Below are 14,041 nucleotides of genomic sequence, written 5' to 3'. Positions count from 1 at the left end.
GACGAGGAGCCCGAGATGACGCCAAGCCACACCGAGCCGCTGCCGCGGTTCCCGTTCGCCGCCGACACCGCGCTGGCACCGCCTGCCGAGTGGGCGGAGTTCCGGGAGAAGTGCCCGGTCGCGCGCGTCGCGCTGGCCAGCGGGGACGAAGCCGCGCTGATCACCCGGTACGACGACGTCAAGACCGTCCTGTCCGACCCGCGGTTCACCCGGCCGACCCCGGCGGACAACGCGGCCCGCGTCGCGGACACCGAGTCGGGCGGGGTCTTCAACAGCGAGATGGCCACCGTGCTCCCGCAGCACGGCGAGGCCCACCTCACCTGGCGCCGCATGATCGGCAAGTGGTTCACCGCCAAGCGGATGAACGCGCTGCGGCCCGGCATGGCGGCGATGGCCGAGCAGCTCATCGACGAGATGGTCGCCAAGGGCGCGCCCGGCGACCTCAAGGCGGGCCTGGCCTTCCCGCTGCCGGTGTGGGTCATCTGCGACATGCTCGGTGTGCCGGACACCGACCGCGACCGGTTCGCCCACTGGTCCGACGTCATGCTCAGCATGACCCGCTACACCCAGGCCGAGTTCGACGCGGCACAGGCGGAGTTCGGCCGGTACATGGGCGCGCACATCGCCGCCAAGCGCGCGGAACCCGGTGAGGACATCCTCAGCGCGCTGATCGCCGAGGGCGCGGACTGGTCCGACGCGACGCTGACCGCCACCGGCATCGGCCTGCTCATCGCCGGGCACGAAACCACCGCGAACATGATCGCGAAGATGGTCGCGATGCTGCTCGCCGACCGGAGCCGGTGGGAACAGCTGCTCGCCGACGGTTCGCTGGTGCGCACGGCGGTCGAGGAAGCGCTGCGGGCGGACGCCAACGCCGGTGTGGGCATGCAGCGCTACATCACCGAGGACTTCGAGGTCGGCGGCAGCGTGCTGCCGGCCGGGACCACCGCGATGTGCAGCATGGCCGCGGCGAACCGCGACGAGGGTGCCTTCGAGAACGCCGCCGCGATGGACCTGACCCGCAGCCCGAACCCGCACCTGGCTTTCGGCGCCGGCGCGCACGCGTGCCTCGGGCAGCCGCTGGCCCGCACGGAGCTGCAGGTGGTCCTGGAAGTGCTGCTGCGCAAGCTGCCTTCGCTCGAGCTCGCCGTCCCGGCGGACGAGCTGCGCGTCGTCGAAGGACTCGCCGTCGGCGGGCTGCGGGAACTGCCCGTCCGCTGGTGACGGACCGCGCGCAGGCGACGCGGGAGCGGATCCTCACGGTGGCGGAACGGCTCTACGCCGAGCACGGCGTGCTCGCCGTGTCGAACCGGCAGATCAGCGAGGCGGCCGGGCAGGGCAACAACACCGCCGTCGGGTACCACTTCGGTACCCGGGCCGACCTGGTGCGGGCGATCGTCCGCAAGCACACCGGGCCGATCGAAGGGCTGCGCCGCCGCCGGCTGGACGGCTTCGGCGCCGACGCCCGGCTGCGGGACTGGCTGAGCTGCCTGGTGTACCCGACCACCGAGCACCTGGCCGAGCTGGGCAGGCCCAGCTGGTTCGCCCGGTTCGCCGCCCAGGTGATGACCGAGCCGTCCCTGCGCGCGGTCATCGTCGAGGAGACGCTGACGTCCCCGTCGCTGGCGCGGACCCTCGAAGGGCTTTACCGGTGCCTGCCCGGGCTGCCCGCCGACGTCCGCGCCGAACGCGACGACATCACCCGCCTGCTGCTGATGCACACGATGGCCGAACGGGAACGCGCCATCGCCGACGGCGCGGGCACCCCGGGACCCGGCTGGCGCGGAACGGCCACGCGCCTCACCGACGCACTGGCCGGGCTGTGGCTCGCGCCGATCACGAAGTAACCCCCACGAAAGGAACAGCCATGAAGGTCACCGTGGACGAAGGCAAGTGCTGCGGCGCCGGCACCTGCGTCATGCTCGCGCCGGACGTGTTCGACCAGCGCGACGACGACGGCATCGTCATCCTGCTCGACGAGCGTCCCGGCGAAGCGCTGCACGGAGTCGTCCGCGAGGCGGCGAGCGTGTGCCCGGGCGTCGCGATCTCGGTGAGCGAGGACGCGTGACCCCACCGGACGGCGTGCTGGTCGTGGGCGCCTCGGCCGCCGGGCTCGCGACCGTGGAAGCGTTGCGCCGCAAGGGTTACGCGGGTCGCGTGACCGTGCTGGGCGCCGAGGCGCACCTGCCCTACGACCGGCCGCCGCTGTCCAAGCAGATCCTCGGCGGGAGCTGGACGCCGGAACAGACGCAGCTGCGGACGCCGGCCGCACTGTCCGCATTGGACACGGAGTTCGTGCTCGGTGACCCGGCGGTGCGGCTGGACGCCCGCGCGCGGACCGTCCACACGGCGGCCGGGCGCACCCTGACCGCCGAGGCGGTCGTGCTCGCCACCGGGCTGCGGCCGCGGACCCTGCCGGGGCAGGACGGCCTCGCGGGCGTCCACGTGCTGCGCACCCTCGACGACGCGCTGGCCCTGCGCGCGGACCTCGCGCCGGGCAAGCGCGTGGTGGTCGTCGGGGACGGCGTGCTCGGTGCCGAGATCGCGGCGACCGTGTGCGGGAGGGGCGTTCCGGTCACCCTGGCCGGTCCGCAGCCCGCGCCGCTGGCCTACCAGTTCGGTCCCCTCGCCGCGGGCCTGCTCGCGGACCTGCACGCCGCTCGCGGTGTCGAGCTGCGGCTCGGCTCCGCGGTCACCGGGCTCGCCGCCGAAGACGGCCGGGTCACCGGGGTGCGGCTCACGACCGGCGAGGTGCTGACCGCCGACGTCGTCGTGGTCGCCTTCGGCGCCGCGCCGGCGACGGAGTGGCTGGCGGGCAGCGGGCTGTTGTGCGACAACGGCGTCGTGTGCGACTCCCGGTGCCGCGCCGCCGACGGGATCTACGCGGCGGGCGACGTCGCCCGCTGGCACCACGAACGGCTCGACGCGCTGCTGCGGCTGGAAAACCGGACCAACGCCACCGAGCAGGCGGTCGCCGTCGCGGGGAACATCCTCGGCGAAGACCGCCCGTACACGCCGGTGCCGTACTTCTGGACCCACCAGTTCGACGCCCGCGTCCACGTGCACGGCACGTTGTCCGCGGACGCCGAAGTGTCCATTGTGGAAGGCGAAGTGGTGGCGCGCCGATTCGTGGCCGAATACCGGGAGGACGGCCGCGTGACCGGGGTGCTCGGCTGGAACATGCCCAAGCAGGCCCGGGCTCACTCCACGGTGACGGACTTGGCCAGGTTGCGCGGCTTGTCGATGTCGTAGCCCAGCGTCAGCGCGGCGTGGTAGGCGAGCAGCTGCAGCGGGATGGTCAGCAGGATCGGGTCGAGCTCCGGCTCGGTCTTGGGCACCACGATCCGCGGGACGTCGAGTTCGCCGAAGTCGACGTTTTCGTGGGTCACCGCCAGTACCGCGCCGCCGCGGGCCTTGATCTGCTGGACCGCGGCCAGGTTGCGCCCGGTCAGCTCGTCGGACGGCACGACGGCGACCGTCGGGAGCGCTTCGTCGATCAGGGCGAGCGGGCCGTGCTTGAGCTCGGAGGTCTGGTACGCCTCGGCGTGCCGGTAGGAGATCTCCTTGAACTTCTGCGCGCCTTCCCTGGCCACCGGGTAACCGCGGACGCGGCCGACGAAGAACAGGCTCTTCGCGACGGCGACGGTCTTCGCGTGCTCGGCGATCTCGGGCTCGAAGTCCAAAATGGACTTGATCTGGCCGGGCAGCGCGCGGATCGCGTCGATGATGCGCTGACCGTCCGCATTGGACAGATCGCGCACCCGGCCGAGTGTCAGCGCGATCAGCGCGAAGCCGACCGCCATGTTGGTGAGCGCCTTGGTCGACGCGACCGCGATCTCCGGGCCGGCGTGCAGGTAGACGCCGCCGTCGCAGGCGCGGGCGATCGTCGAGCCGACGACGTTGACCAGGCCGACGACCCGGCCGCCCTTGCGCTTGATCTCCTCGACGGCGAAAGCGGTGTCGATCGTCTCGCCCGACTGGCTGACCGCGATGTAGAGGGTGTCGGCTTCGATGATCGGGTTGCGGTAGCGGAACTCCGACGCGGCCTCGGCGTCGGCCGGGATCCTCGCCAGCTCCTCGATCATCGTCGCGCCGACCTGGCCGACGTAGTAGGCGGAACCGCAGCCGAGGATCTTCACGCGGCTGAACCCGCGCAGCTCGCGCGGTGTCAGGTTGAGCCCGTCCAGGCGGGCGACGCCGAACCGGTCGTCCAGCCGGCCGCGGATGATCCGCTCGACGGATTCGGGCTGTTCCTGGATCTCCTTGGCCATGTAGTGCGGGTAGCCGCCCAGGTCGAGGTCTTCGGCGTCGATGTCGATCTCGGTGGCGGGCTTGGTGGTGTCGCTCTCGTCGGCGGTGAAGGTGCGGTAGCCGGTGGCGAAGACCGTCGCGAACTCGCCGTCGTCGAGGTGCGCGACCTGCGAGGTGTGCCGGACCAGCGCGGCGAGGTCGCTGGCGACGAACATCTCCCGCTCGCCGACGCCGATGATCAGCGGCGAGCCGTTGCGCGCGATGACCAGGCGGTCCGGGTGGGCCGTGTCGGTCACGGCGATCGCGTAGGTGCCGGTGATCCGCGAGACGGCCTGGACGACGGCGTCTTCGAGGGTTTCGGCGTTCGCGCGCGCGATCAGGTGGGCGAGGACCTCGGTGTCGGTCTCGGACGTGAGGGTCACCCCGGCGTCGGCGAGCTGGGCGCGCAGGGTGTCGGCGTTGTCGATGATGCCGTTGTGAACCACGCAGATCCGGCCGTCTTCGGACGTGTGCGGGTGGGCGTTGGCCTCCGACGCGGGCCCGTGCGTGGCCCAGCGGGTGTGCCCGATGCCGACCTTGCCGGTGAGCCGCTTGGGCAGCGCGGCGGCGAGGTTCCGCACCCGGCCGACGACGCGGTGGACCTGGGCGGTGTCCTTGGCGCCGAGGACGGCGACGCCCGCCGAGTCGTAGCCGCGGTACTCCAGCCGCGTCAGGCCTTCGAGCAGGATGGGGACGGCGTTCTGGCCGCCGATGTAGCCGACGATTCCGCACATGGGCGAACCTCTCTAGCCGTAGACGATGCGGCTCTGTTTATCCATAGACGATGCGGCGAAGCTGCCGCTCGGACAGGACGGGCGCGGCCACCAGCCGGCCACGCAGCTCGGCGGCGATCAGCGGGAAGATCTCGGGGTTCTTCCGGCCCTCGGTCTGTAGTTCGGCGTGCCGCCGGCGGACGTAGGCCTCGGTGGGCACGCGGTAGAAGGCCAGGACGTCGTCGACGACGCGGGCGGCGACCCCCGGGGACAGCCCGGTGGACGCGGCCACGCGCTCGACGATGTCGGTGTCCTCCACACCGGACATCATGCCTCTTCGCGCGTCGAACCCCAAATTCTTGCCCGAAATCGGGCAAGTTCTACTCGTTGGAAAGTGGCATCGCCGCTTCGAGCAGCGGGAGCCGCACACTCGCGTGCGGGATGACGCCCAGCTCGGCCAGCGCGGCCTTGGCGTTGGCCGCGCCCGGGCCGGAGCGCATGATCGAGTCCGTCAACGGGATCAGGTCGTCGTGGATCGCCCGTGCCTTCTCGAGATCGCCGTCGCGGACGGCGCGGATGAGGTCCGCGTTGCGGTCGGCAGCCACGTTGCCCACCACGCTGACCAGGCCCGCGGCGCCGCACGCGAGGTACGGCAGGTTGAGTTCGTCGATGCCGCAGTAGTACGCCAGCGACGTCCGGGACATGACCGTCATCGCTTCGAAGAGGTCACCCTTGGCGTCCTTGACCGCGCGGATCCGGGGGTGGCCGGCCAGCTCGATCAGGGTCGACGGCGCCATCGCGACGCCGGTGCGTGCGGGGACGTCGTAGAGCATCACCGGCAGTTCGGTGGCGTCCGCCACCGCCAGGCAGTGCGCGATCACCCCCGCCTGCGTCGGCCGGGAGTAGTAGGGGCAGACGAGCAGCAGCGCGTCCGCCCCGGCCGCCTCGGCTTCGCGGGCCCGGCGGATGCTCGCGGCCGTGTCGTAGGTGCCCACGCCGGCGATCACTCGTGCGCGGGTTTTGGCTTGGGCGGCAACGATTCGGACGAGGCCGGCGGACTCGGCGCCGGAAAGGGTGGGGGATTCGCCGGTGGTCCCGCCGACGACGAGGCCGTCGCACCCGGTGGCCAGCAGGTGGTCGACGAGCCGGGTGAGGCCGGGTTCGCTGAGCGCGCCGCCGGGCCGCATCGGCGTCACCATCGCGACGAGGTTGGTACCGAATTCGGTCATGGTCCGACCCTGCCCGGCGCGACTGGTGCGGTCCAGCGATGCTTTTTTGCCGATATTGCGTAGCCTGGCTTCATGATCGAGGTGGGGGCCCTGCGGGCGTTGCGCTCGGTGGCCGCGCTCGGGACGCTGGCCCGGGCGGCCGAGGAGCTCGGGTTCACGGCGTCGGCGGTGTCGCAGCAGATCAAGCGGCTGGAACGCCAGGTCGGGGTGCCGGTGCTCGCGCCGGCGGGCCGCGGGGTCGTGCTGACGCCGGCCGGGCAGGCCATCGTCGACTCGGCACCCGAGGTGTTCCAGGCACTGGAGCGCTGCGCCGAAGCCGCCCAGTCGGTCTCGGAAGGCGCCCCACGCGGCACGTTCCGGGTGGTGGCCTTCTCCACGGCGATTCGCGGCTTGCTCGCGCCGGTGCTGCGCGGGCTGTCGGCGCGGTGCCCGGACCTGCTGGTGCGGATCACCGAGCAGGACCCCGACCAGGCGCTGCACAGCGTCGGCGCCGGGGCGGCCGACCTCGCCCTCGTCCACGACGCCGACGGGCTGCTGCCCGCGCCGCTGCCGCCGTCACTGGTGCGGCGCCGGGTGCACACCGACATCGGCGACCTGGTCATGAGCCGCACCCACCCGCTGGCCCGGCTAGGCGAGCCCCTCGGCGGCGCCGACCTCGCCGGTCACGCGTGGGTGACCAGCCCACCGGGAACCGTGTGCCACCAATGGTTCCGGCGGCTGTTCGCGGACGAGCCGGACGTGCGCCACCTGGTCGACGACTTCGCCACGCAGCTCGCGTTGGTCGCCGCCGGGGAGGTGATCGCGCTGATCCCGCGCCTCGCCCGGCCGCCGCTGGGGGAGGACCTGGTCTCCCGGCCGTTGCGCCGGCCGCCGAAGCGGGAGGTCCACGCGGTGTGGCGGCGAAGTGCCGACACGAGCCCGGCGATCCGGGCGGTGCTGGCCGAGCTGGGTTCCGGCCGCCTGGCTACGACGTCGTGAACGACTCTTTCCTGTCGTCGGACGAGGTGAACGAGTCGTTCACGACACCGCCGGATGCGACGCGATGGCCTCTTCGGCGCTGGCGTAGGCCGGGAAGAAGTCCCCGAGGCCGATCAGGGCGAACGTCCGGCTCAGCCGGGCGGGAACCGCGGCCAGCGCGACGCCGGCTCCGGCTTCCTCGGCCAGGTTGCGGGCCGCGATGAGCGCCGAAATGCCGCTGGAGTCGCAGAACGTCACCCCGGCCAGGTCGATCACCAGCAGCTGCCCCGGCCCCAAGGTGAGGGCGCCGATCTCGGCGCGCAGCCGGGGTGCCGTCGCGACGTCGACCTCGCCGAGGACGGTGACGACCGGCCCCGTCCCGGCCGGGTGGGTGGTGGCGGAGAAGGGGGTGGTCACGGTCGATCGCCTCCGGGCAACGGGATGCTCAACGCCAGTAGTGCGGTGTCGTCCTCCACGCCGTCGCCGAAGGCGGCGAGCAGGCCGGTCACCGCCGTGATCACCGACTGCGCGGTGGCCGGCGCCAGGCCGGTCAGGTCCGCCCGCAGCCGCTCTTCGCTGTAGCGGGTGCGGCCGTGGCTGCGGGCTTCGGTCAGCCCGTCGGTGTAGAGCAGCAAGGTGTCGCCCGGCCGCAACACCACGTCGTCGGCGACGAAGCGCGCGCCGGGCAGCGCGCCGACCAGCTGGCCGCCCGGGACGGGCCGGAACGCGGACGTGCCGTCGGCGCGGATCAGCAGCGCCGGCGGGTGGCCGCCGGTGGCGAGGGTGACCCGGGCGCCGTCGCCTTCGGGGCGGAGGTGCCCGTGGACGACCGTGCAGTAGCGCGGATCGCTGCCGCGGTATTCGTGGTGCAGCACGGTGTTGAGGTGGGTCAGCACGGAGACCGGGTCCGGGTCGTACACCGCGGCCGCCCGCAGCGTGTAGCGCGCCAGCGACGTCACCACGGCCGCGGTCGCGCCCTTCCCGGACACGTCGCCGAGGAAGAACCCCCACGTGCCGCCGGCCAGCGGGAACAGGTCGTAGAAGTCGCCGCCGACCTCGTCGGCCGAGGCCGGGTGGTAGTACGCCGCGACGTGCAGGCCGGGCACCTCGGGCAGGGCAGGTGGCAGCAGGGTCCGCTGGAGCGTCCGCGCCAGCCGTTGCACCCGGTCGCGCTCGCGTTCGGCTTCTTCCCGCGCCCGCAGCAGTTCCTGCTCGTAGGCACGCCGGTCGCGCGCGTCGAAGATCGTGGTGCGGATCAGCTGCGGCCGCCCGTCGGTGCCGGTCTTGACCGTCGAAGTGACCAGCACCGGCAGCCGTGTCCCGTCCGCGGCCTTCAGCTCGAAGGCGACCCCGCCGAGCTCGCCCTGCATGCGCAGGAGCGGCGCGAAGTGCGTCTCGTGGTAGATCCGGCCGCCGACGGTCAGCAGGTCGGCGAACCGGCGCCGGCCGACCAGCTCGTCGCGGCCGTAGCCGAGCCAGCCGAGCAGCGTCGCGTTGATCTTCGCGATCGTGCCGTCCAGCAACGTCGAGAGGTAGCCACAGGGTGCGTGCTCGTACAGGTCTTCCGCGCTGTCCTCCAGCAAGGCCGAAAACGCCGGGCCGGCGCCCTCCTGACCGCCCGGGCCGGGGTGGTCCCCGGCCTCGCACATCATGGCCCGCCCACGAACGCCGTGATCGCCGCGGCCGTGGCCTCCGGCGCGCTGAGCTGCGGGCAGTGCCCGGTCGCGGCCAGTGTCACCAGCGTGCTGCCCGCGATCTGCTCGTGGGTGAACCGCCCGACCTCGCGCGGCGCGATGGCGTCGTCCAGGCACTCGATCACCAGCGTGGGGACGGTGACCTTGGCCAGGTCGGCGCGGTTGTCGGAGAGGAACGTCACCCGCGCGAAGACCCGCGCGATCGCCGGGTCGGTGCGGCAGAAGCTGTTCGTCAGCTCCTCGCCCAGCTCCGGGCGGTCCGGGTTGCCCATGATCACCGGCGCCATCGCCGCCGACCAGCCCAGGTAGTTCGACTCGAGCGCGGCGAGCAGCTCGTCGATGTCGGCGCGGCTGAACCCGCCGCGGTAGCCGCCGTCGTCGAGGTAGCACGGCGACGGCGTGAGCAGCACCAGCTTGGCGAACCGGTCCGGCTCGAGGTTGGCCGCCAGCACCGCGATCATCGCGCTCACCGAGTGCCCCACCAGCACGACGTCCCGCAGGTCGAGCTCGCGGCAGATGGCCAGGACGTCGTCGGCGTAGCCGTCGAGGCTGCCGTAGCGCTCGGCGCTCCAGGCCGACAGGTCCGAGCGCCCGGCGCCGGTGTGGTCGAACAGCACCACCCGGTACCGCCGCGCCAGCTCGGGGACGACGAGGCGCCACAGGTTCTGGTCACAGCCGAATCCGTGCGCCAGCAGGACCGTGGGCCCGTCTTCCCGGCCCGTGACGACCACGTTGTTCCGGCTGCGCATGCTCACCGCCACATCGTGCCACCCGCCCGGGCCGGGCGTGCGCTGAGCGGGTTTTCAGCGCCGGCGCCGGGCGAACCCGTCGAGCAGGCAGTCGAGGCCGAGCTCGAACCGGGAGTCCGCGGTGAGGTCAGGCATGTCGTGGAGCCAGGGCGCGAGCGGGCCGTCGGCCATCTCGGCCGCGTACGACACGAGGTCCGCGGTCGAGCCGATGCCGAACCGGCCGAGCATCCCGAGCTCCCGGCTGACGCTCATCGCGGTACCGGTGACGTAGTTGTCCAGCAGCGAGGCGTACGCGACGGCGGGCGCGAGCCCCGCCCAGTCGAGCACGGTCATCAGGAACGCGGCCCGCCGCACGGTGCGGGGGCCGAACGGCGGACGGCTGTCCACCAGCTCGGCGTACCAGCGGTGCCTGCCGATCATCGCCCAGAGGCTCGTCGCGAGTCCGCGCAGGTCGCCGCGCCAGTCCGCGCTCGGCGCGGACGGCACGCCGACCTCGGCCGACACCTCGTCCAGCATCAGGTCGACCAAGCCGTCCTTGTTGAGCACGTAGCGGTACAGCGACATCGGCGTCGACACGCCGAGCGCGTCGGCCACGGCGCGCATCGTCAGTGCGGCGACCCCGCCGGCGTCGGCGACCTCGATCGCGGTGCGCACGACCGCCGCGCGGGTGAGCGCGTTCTTCCGGCCAGGTGGCTCCGGGTGGTGCCAGATCAGCGGGGGTGGCATGACCGGAGTGTACAACGTACAGTCGAGTGTACTACGTACATTTTGGAGGGGTGGATGGAACTCAGGGGCATCAACTACGACACAGGATTCGGGGGCGCGGTCGGCGACCGGTCGCGCGTCGCGTTCGATCCCGCGGTGGTCCGGCGGGAGCTGGAGATCATCGCGCGGGACCTGCACTGCGACGCGGTCCGGATCAGCGGGGACGACCCGGACCGCCTCGTCCTGGCCGCGCACGCCGCGGTCGACGCCGGGCTGCGGGTGTGGTTCGCGCCCTTCCCGATGGACCTGACGCCGCCGCTGCTGCGGCCCTACCTCGCGGACTGCGCCCGGCGGGCGGAGGAGATCCGGGCGCGGGACCCGGAGACCGTGCTCGTGCTCGGCTGCGAGATGTCGTTGTTCTGCACCGGGTTCGTGCCCGGCGCGTACCTGATGGAACGCTTCCGCAACGCCGGGAACCCCGAAGCCTGGGCCACGTTCTCGCCCGAGTGGGACTTCGCCGAGGTCCTGCGCGACGTCGTCGCCGACGCCCGGGAGCACTTCGGCGGCAAGATCACCTACGCCGCCGGGGACTGGGAAGACGTCGACTGGGCGGGGTTCGACTTCGCCGCCGTCGACCTGTACCGCTCGGCAGGCAACGCCGGCGAGTTCGCCGAGCGCGTGCGCGCCCATCTCGGCCACGGCAAGCCGCTGGTCGTCACGGAGTTCGGCTGCTGCACCCACCGGGGCGCGGCCGACGCGGGCGGCACCGGCTGGACGATCGTCGACTTCGAGGCCGAGCCGCGCGTGCTGAACGGCGACTACGTCCGCGACGAAGCCGGGCAAGCGGCGTACTTCACCGAGCTGATGGACGTCTTCGAGGCCGAAGGCGTGCACGGCGCGTTCTGGTTCACCTTCGCCGGCTACGAGTACCCGTTCGACGCCGAGCCGCGGCGGGATCTCGATCTGGCCGGCTACGGCGTGGTCAAGGTGCTCCGCGGGCCGGGCACCGCGTATCCCGGCCTGGCGTGGGAGCCGAAGGAGGTCTTCCACGCCATCGCGGCCCGGTTCGGCCGGGCTCGCCGGTGATCAGCCGGCGAGCGCGTCGTCCCGCGTGGTCACGACGGCCAGCGCTTCGTGGAGGCCTGTCAGCCCCAGCGTGCGGTTGACGACACCGTGCTCGGGGGCGACGACGCGGACCCGCGTGCGGTCGCCGGCCCCGCGGCGGGCCTCGAGCAGGGCCGTGATGCCGATGGAGGCCAGGAAGGAGACCTCGGTCAGGTCGACGACCAGCAACGCCGGTGCGTCGGCGAGCGCCGTCGTGATCGCTTCGCTCAGCACGGGGACGCTCAGCAGGTCGACCTCGCCCGCCGCCGCCAGCACGACGGCGCCGTCGGAGTGGTGCGGGGTCACCCGCAGGAGGTCCTGGGGCCGGAGCCGGTGGCCGTCAGCGGTCACGATCACCCCTGGCTTGCCTCGACGACCGCGGTGCCATGTCGGATCCCTTCTCTGCCGGTCCGGACGGCGGCCCTGGCGCCGGTGGCCGGACCGCTCCGGAGTCGGTGGTACCCGGGCGCGCCGAAGACCAAACATCCGGAAACGACCCGAACGGTGGGTCAGTGCCCGGCCGCCGCGCGGGCCAGGGTCTCGGTGGCCCACCGGTAGTCCGGCTTGCCCGACGGCGAGCGCTGGATGCGGGGGACGACATGGGTGAGGCGGGGGAGCTTGTAGCGCGCGATCAGCGGGGCGAGGTGGTCTTCGAGGTCCTGCCGGGTCACGTCGCCGGCGGCGGGGTGGAGCTGGAGGACGGCGGCGACCCGCTGGCCCCAGCGCTGGTCGGGGACGCCCGCGACGACGGCGTCGGCGATCGCCGGGTGTGACTTGAGGGCGGCTTCGACCTCCTCGGGGTGGATCTTCTCGCCGCCGGAGTTGATGCAGATCGAGCCGCGGCCGAGGAAGGAGACCGTGCCGTCGGCGTCCACCGTGGCCTGGTCGCCGGTCAGGGCCCAGCGGACGCCGCCGGCTTCGACGAAGGTGCGCGCCGTCTTGTCCGGGTCCCCGTGGTAGCCGAGGGCGATGTGGCCGCGGCGGGCCACCTGGCCCACCACGCCGCTGCCGGGCGTGACGGGACGCAGGGCGTCGTCGAGGACGGTGGTGGTCTCGTTGACGGTGAAGTGCCGGTGCTCGTCCACGCCCACCCCGCTGTGCCCGGTCTCGGTCGACCCGAAACTGTCCACAATGTACAGATCGGGCAGGTGGGCTCGCAGCCGGTCGCGGACCGGCTGGGTGAGCAGCGCGCCGGCGCTGGCGATGATCTTCAGGGTCGGCAGCGGCCGGGGGTGCGCGTCGAGGGCTTCGGCGAGCGGCACGGCCATGGCGTCGCCGACGATCATCATCGTCTGGCAGCCGAGCTCCTCGATGACGCGGACCGCCGCCTCGCCGGAGTACTTGCGGACCAGGCAGACCTTGCTGCCGCCGAGGAAGCTGATGAACGACGCCAGCACGGACGTGCCGTGCATGAGCGGGGGCGCGGCGAACATCACGAGCGGGTCGGCCGCCGCCGCGCGCGGACCGGCGTCCTCCGGCTTGGTGAGGCCGACGACGCCGGCGCTCATGCCGCCGAACAGCAGGTCTTCGTGCCGCCACACGACGCCCTTCGGCAGGCCGGTGGTGCCGCCGGTGTAGATGATCAGCCGGTCGTCGGCGGAGCGCACCGGGAACCCGTCGCGGTCGCCGGACCGGGCGGCCAGCGCGTCCTCGTACCGCTGCGTGCCGGGCAGGGGCTCGCCGGTCCCGACGGCGAGCAGGTGCCGCAGCCGGGGCACGTCCGGCAGGACCGCGGCGACCCGGTCGGCGAACTCGGTGTCGTACACCAGCCCGACGAGGTCCGCGTTGTCGTACAGGTAACGCAGTTCGTCGCGGACGTACCGGAAGTTGACGTTGATCGGCACCGCGCGGATCTTCAGCAGCGCGAGCAGGGTTTCGAGGTATTCCGGGCCGTTCATCAGGTGGCACCCGACGTGGTCGCCCGCCCCGATGCCGGCCGCGGCGAAGTGGTGCGCGAGCCGGTTGGCGCGCTCGTCCAGTTCCCGGTAGGTGAGGGTCTTTCCCTCGGCGTACACGGCTTCGCGTTCGGGGACCGCGTCGGCGATGTTCTCGAAGAGGTCGGCCAGGTTGAACTCCATCACGCCTCCCGCAGGTGCGCGGCGGTGGTGCCGCCGAGCGGGAGGGCGGGCAGCCCGAGCTTGCGGTGGTCCCACGACCGCGTCCGCTCGACGTCGAGGCGGACGGCGACCCGCTTGGCGAGCATGAACTCGACCATCGGCCGTACTTCTTCGGTGTAGGGACCGTTGTAGCGTTCCCAGATGCTCACGCCGACGGCCCACAGCGCGTCGGCGTCGTCGACGATTTCGGCGCGTCCCTCCAGGGCGACTCCGCGCAGCGTGTCGTAGGTGTCGCCGGTCTCGACCATCACGGTGACCCGGCCGTCGCGCCGCAGGTTCGTGGCCTTCTGCGACTTGGCCTTGGTCTCGAACCACAGCACGCCGTCGAGCACGGCGTACCACATGGCGACGAGGTGGGGCTGTCCCGACGGTGCGACCGTGGCGAGTGTCGCGACCCGCTGCCGGTTCAAGAACTCCGTGATCTCTTCCGCGGACATCACGATCTGCTCGCGCTGGTTCACGCCCATGAGAGCCCCTTTGCTC

The 14,041-nt window shown here is 72.4% G+C and carries 16 protein-coding genes; 6 read left to right on the top strand and 10 right to left on the bottom strand.

Annotated elements, in window-relative coordinates; all coding sequences use genetic code 11:
* The first annotated feature begins 15 nt into the window (after positions 1–15).
* From A3CE_RS0113840 to A3CE_RS0113825, 4 genes are read left to right on the top strand one after another with little or no spacing between them, the layout of a single operon-like run.
* On the top strand, positions 16–1,224 hold the full coding sequence (locus A3CE_RS0113840; protein ID WP_020640686.1) for a cytochrome P450: 1,209 nt from the start codon (positions 16–18) through the stop codon (positions 1,222–1,224).
* The gene (locus A3CE_RS0113835) at positions 1,221–1,847 is read left to right on the top strand and encodes a TetR/AcrR family transcriptional regulator (protein ID WP_020640685.1); all 627 of its coding nucleotides are present in this window, start codon (positions 1,221–1,223) and stop codon (positions 1,845–1,847) included. Before A3CE_RS0113840 ends, A3CE_RS0113835 begins: the two co-directional genes overlap by 4 nt.
* A 20-nt stretch (positions 1,848–1,867) precedes the next feature.
* A complete protein-coding gene (locus tag A3CE_RS0113830; protein WP_020640684.1) occupies positions 1,868–2,068 on the top strand; it encodes a ferredoxin in 201 nt (66 codons plus the stop codon).
* Positions 2,065–3,252 carry an NAD(P)/FAD-dependent oxidoreductase gene (locus tag A3CE_RS0113825; RefSeq protein ID WP_020640683.1) on the top strand — a complete coding sequence of 396 codons (1,188 nt, stop codon included), beginning with the start codon at positions 2,065–2,067 and terminating at the stop codon, positions 3,250–3,252. Before A3CE_RS0113830 ends, A3CE_RS0113825 begins: the two co-directional genes overlap by 4 nt.
* Here the strand turns inward: A3CE_RS0113825 and glmS are convergent.
* From glmS to dapA, 3 genes are read right to left on the bottom strand one after another with little or no spacing between them, the layout of a single operon-like run.
* Positions 3,201–5,024, bottom strand: a complete 1,824-nt coding sequence (glmS, locus tag A3CE_RS0113820) for a glutamine--fructose-6-phosphate transaminase (isomerizing) (protein WP_020640682.1) — start codon at positions 5,022–5,024, stop codon at positions 3,201–3,203. The genes A3CE_RS0113825 and glmS overlap by 52 nt on opposite strands.
* A 37-nt stretch (positions 5,025–5,061) precedes the next feature.
* The gene (locus A3CE_RS0113815; protein ID WP_020640681.1) at positions 5,062–5,334 is read right to left on the bottom strand and encodes a hypothetical protein; all 273 of its coding nucleotides are present in this window, start codon (positions 5,332–5,334) and stop codon (positions 5,062–5,064) included.
* A gap of 49 nt (positions 5,335–5,383) precedes the next feature.
* Complete coding sequence (gene dapA, locus A3CE_RS0113810; RefSeq protein WP_020640680.1) at positions 5,384–6,232, bottom strand: 4-hydroxy-tetrahydrodipicolinate synthase; 849 nt, start codon at positions 6,230–6,232, stop codon at positions 5,384–5,386.
* A 72-nt stretch (positions 6,233–6,304) separates the two neighbouring features.
* Here dapA and A3CE_RS0113805 point away from each other — a divergent pair, with 72 nt between their 5' ends.
* Positions 6,305–7,210 carry a LysR family transcriptional regulator gene (locus A3CE_RS0113805; RefSeq protein ID WP_020640679.1) on the top strand — a complete coding sequence of 302 codons (906 nt, stop codon included), beginning with the start codon at positions 6,305–6,307 and terminating at the stop codon, positions 7,208–7,210.
* Between the two features lie 39 nt (positions 7,211–7,249).
* Here the strand turns inward: A3CE_RS0113805 and A3CE_RS0113800 are convergent, their stop codons facing one another.
* From A3CE_RS0113800 to A3CE_RS0113785, 4 genes are read right to left on the bottom strand one after another with little or no spacing between them, the layout of a single operon-like run.
* A complete protein-coding gene (locus A3CE_RS0113800; protein WP_020640678.1) occupies positions 7,250–7,606 on the bottom strand; it encodes an STAS domain-containing protein in 357 nt (118 codons plus the stop codon).
* Positions 7,603–8,838, bottom strand: a complete 1,236-nt coding sequence (locus A3CE_RS0113795) for a PP2C family protein-serine/threonine phosphatase (RefSeq protein ID WP_020640677.1) — start codon at positions 8,836–8,838, stop codon at positions 7,603–7,605. Before A3CE_RS0113795 ends, A3CE_RS0113800 begins: the two co-directional genes overlap by 4 nt.
* Entirely contained in the window at positions 8,838–9,638 is an 801-nt protein-coding gene (locus tag A3CE_RS0113790; RefSeq protein WP_020640676.1) for an alpha/beta fold hydrolase, read from the bottom strand. The genes A3CE_RS0113795 and A3CE_RS0113790 overlap by 1 nt, the downstream gene beginning before the upstream one ends.
* Before the next feature lie 48 nt (positions 9,639–9,686).
* Positions 9,687–10,358, bottom strand: a complete 672-nt coding sequence (locus A3CE_RS0113785) for a TetR/AcrR family transcriptional regulator (RefSeq protein ID WP_020640675.1) — start codon at positions 10,356–10,358, stop codon at positions 9,687–9,689.
* Positions 10,359–10,412: 54 nt separating this feature from the next.
* Here A3CE_RS0113785 and A3CE_RS0113780 point away from each other — a divergent pair, with 54 nt between their 5' ends.
* On the top strand, positions 10,413–11,423 hold the full coding sequence (locus A3CE_RS0113780) for a glycoside hydrolase family 113 protein (RefSeq protein WP_020640674.1): 1,011 nt from the start codon (positions 10,413–10,415) through the stop codon (positions 11,421–11,423).
* On the opposite strand, the gene A3CE_RS0113775 is transcribed toward A3CE_RS0113780, so the two are convergent.
* The 3 genes from A3CE_RS0113775 to A3CE_RS0113765 form a co-directional block, all read right to left on the bottom strand.
* A complete protein-coding gene (locus A3CE_RS0113775) occupies positions 11,424–11,792 on the bottom strand; it encodes an STAS domain-containing protein (protein WP_245589515.1) in 369 nt (122 codons plus the stop codon).
* 158 nt (positions 11,793–11,950) lie between these two features.
* On the bottom strand, positions 11,951–13,519 hold the full coding sequence (locus A3CE_RS0113770) for an acyl-CoA synthetase (RefSeq protein ID WP_020640672.1): 1,569 nt from the start codon (positions 13,517–13,519) through the stop codon (positions 11,951–11,953).
* Positions 13,519–14,025: a pyridoxamine 5'-phosphate oxidase family protein gene (locus tag A3CE_RS0113765; protein WP_020640671.1), complete on the bottom strand. Its 507-nt coding sequence runs from the start codon at positions 14,023–14,025 to the stop codon at positions 13,519–13,521. Before A3CE_RS0113765 ends, A3CE_RS0113770 begins: the two co-directional genes overlap by 1 nt.
* Between the last annotated feature and the right edge of the window lie 16 nt (positions 14,026–14,041).

The sequence above is a fragment of the Amycolatopsis balhimycina FH 1894 genome (assembly GCF_000384295.1).
GTDB classification, from domain to species: Bacteria; Actinomycetota; Actinomycetes; order Mycobacteriales; family Pseudonocardiaceae; genus Amycolatopsis; species Amycolatopsis balhimycina.
Note: the sequence above shows the minus strand (reverse complement) of the source record. Positions and strands in the feature narration are given on the sequence as shown.

Coding starts and splice junctions, on each gene's coding strand:
- A3CE_RS0113840 (WP_020640686.1), top strand. CDS start 16: ATGACGCCAAGCCACACCGAGCCGCTGCCGCGGTTCCCGTTCGCCGCC.
- A3CE_RS0113830 (WP_020640684.1), top strand. CDS start 1,868: ATGAAGGTCACCGTGGACGAAGGCAAGTGCTGCGGCGCCGGCACCTGC.
- glmS (WP_020640682.1), bottom strand. CDS start 5,024: ATGTGCGGAATCGTCGGCTACATCGGCGGCCAGAACGCCGTCCCCATC.
- A3CE_RS0113815 (WP_020640681.1), bottom strand. CDS start 5,334: ATGATGTCCGGTGTGGAGGACACCGACATCGTCGAGCGCGTGGCCGCG.
- dapA (WP_020640680.1), bottom strand. CDS start 6,232: ATGACCGAATTCGGTACCAACCTCGTCGCGATGGTGACGCCGATGCGG.
- A3CE_RS0113805 (WP_020640679.1), top strand. CDS start 6,305: ATGATCGAGGTGGGGGCCCTGCGGGCGTTGCGCTCGGTGGCCGCGCTC.
- A3CE_RS0113795 (WP_020640677.1), bottom strand. CDS start 8,838: ATGTGCGAGGCCGGGGACCACCCCGGCCCGGGCGGTCAGGAGGGCGCC.
- A3CE_RS0113785 (WP_020640675.1), bottom strand. CDS start 10,358: ATGCCACCCCCGCTGATCTGGCACCACCCGGAGCCACCTGGCCGGAAG.
- A3CE_RS0113780 (WP_020640674.1), top strand. CDS start 10,413: ATGGAACTCAGGGGCATCAACTACGACACAGGATTCGGGGGCGCGGTC.
- A3CE_RS0113770 (WP_020640672.1), bottom strand. CDS start 13,519: ATGGAGTTCAACCTGGCCGACCTCTTCGAGAACATCGCCGACGCGGTC.
- A3CE_RS0113765 (WP_020640671.1), bottom strand. CDS start 14,025: ATGGGCGTGAACCAGCGCGAGCAGATCGTGATGTCCGCGGAAGAGATC.